Source organism: Myxococcus sp. AB056 (assembly GCF_006547365.1).
Taxonomy (GTDB): Bacteria; Myxococcota; Myxococcia; order Myxococcales; family Myxococcaceae; genus Myxococcus; species Myxococcus virescens.
Map to the genome: position 1 here is coordinate 1 of NZ_VHLB01000197.1, position 1,704 is coordinate 1,704.

Consider the following 1,704-nt stretch of genomic DNA (forward strand, 5'->3'; position numbering starts at 1 on the left):
CCCCCTGTGTCAGGGAAGTTGTCGCCTCGGCCGAGATGCCGAGCCGATGACGCCTTGGGGGCGAGAGCAGGCAGGACGCGGTGTCGTATACGGCTGCATTCAAGTTGCAGATGGTGAAGCGGATGGTGGGCCCGGGCGCGGTGAGCGCCGCGGCGCTGGCCCGACAGGTGGGAGTGTCCCAGCCGACGTTGTCGCAGTGGCTGCGCGAGGCGAATAGGGTGGCGGCGATGACGCCTCCTCCCGAAGAGAAGAAGCCCGTTGCGCCGGCTGGGCCGAAGAAGTGGACGCCCGAGGAGAAACTGCGCGTGCTGGCGGCGACACAGGGGCTTGTCGGTGAGGAACTGGGAGCGCTCCTTCGCAGTGAGGGGTTGCACGAGGCGCAGCTGAAGGAGTGGCAGCAGGCAGCCGCCGGAGCCCTCTCGGGCACGTCGACGGAGCCACTGCCGGCCAAAGAGCGCAAGCGACTGGCCGCCGCCGAGAAGCGGGTGAAGGAGCTCGAGCGGGAACTGCAGCGCAAGGAGAAGGCGCTGGCGGAGACGGCGGCGCTGCTGGTGCTCGAAAAAAAACTTCAGGCGATGGGCTGGGACCAGAGACACCAGGAAGACGAGGACGACTCCGGAGACGAGAAGAGCGAGAAATGACGCTCGCCCACGTCGACGAGGCGCTGGAAAAGGGAGTACGGCTGGAGGTCGTCTGCGAGCGGCTCGGGGTGGCCCCGCGAACGATTCAACGCTGGAGAAAGCCCGCCACGGCCGAGGACCGGCGGTGCGGTCCCCATACCCGACCCTCGAATCGACTCTCCGAGATGGAGCGGCGTCGCATCCTCGCCGTGGCCAACAGCGAGGAGTTCCGCGACGCCTCGCCCAAGCAGATTGTCCCCCGGCTGGCGGACCGGGGCGAGTACGTGGCCAGCGAGGCGAGTTTCTACCGGGTGCTGCGCGAAGCCGGACAGTTGACCCACCGCGGCCATGCCAAGGCGCCCACGCCCAGGCCTCGGGCCGAGCACACCACCACCGCACCTAACCAGGTGTGGAGCTGGGACATCACGTACCTGAAGGGCCCGGTGAGGGGCACCTTCCTCTATCTCTACCTGGTGGTGGACATCTTCAGTCGGCGCATCATGGGATTCGAGGTGCATGAGGAGGAATCCGCTGAGCACGCCGCGGTCCTCATCCGCCGCTGCTGGCAGGACGCCGGTTGCCCCGAGGGGTTGGTGCTGCACTCAGACAACGGAGGCCCGATGAAGGGCGCCACGTTGCTGGCCACCCTGCAATGGCTGGGTGTCACGCCCTCCTTCAGTCGGCCCCGCGTCTCGGACGACAACGCCTTCTCCGAAGCGCTCTTCCGGACGCTGAAATACCGCCCCTGTTTTCCACAGCGCCCCTTCGCATCCGTCAAGGAGGCCCGTGTCTGGGTGACGCGCTTCACCGCCTGGTACAACACCGAGCACCGCCACTCAGCCATCCGCTTCGTCACTCCCGACGACAGACACTTCCGGCGCGAAGCCTCGCTCCTCGCCCTGCGCCACCAGGTGTACCAGCGCGCCCGGCGCCGCCATCCCGAGCGCTGGAGTCGCGGCACGCGCGACTGGACGCCGGTAGGCCCCGTGCGCCTCAATCCCACTCCCAACCTCACCCCGCTTCCGCAGGAGGTGCGGTCCGTCGGCTGAACCCTCTCACGCGACAACTACCTTGACGCTCACCG

1 pseudogene is annotated in these 1,704 nt (G+C 67.7%); it reads left to right on the top strand.

Annotated features, from left to right (window positions below):
- The first annotated feature begins 80 nt into the window (after positions 1-80).
- Positions 81-1,669: pseudogene (locus FMP39_RS37085) on the top strand (IS3 family transposase).
- Positions 1,670-1,704: the final 35 nt, after the last annotated feature.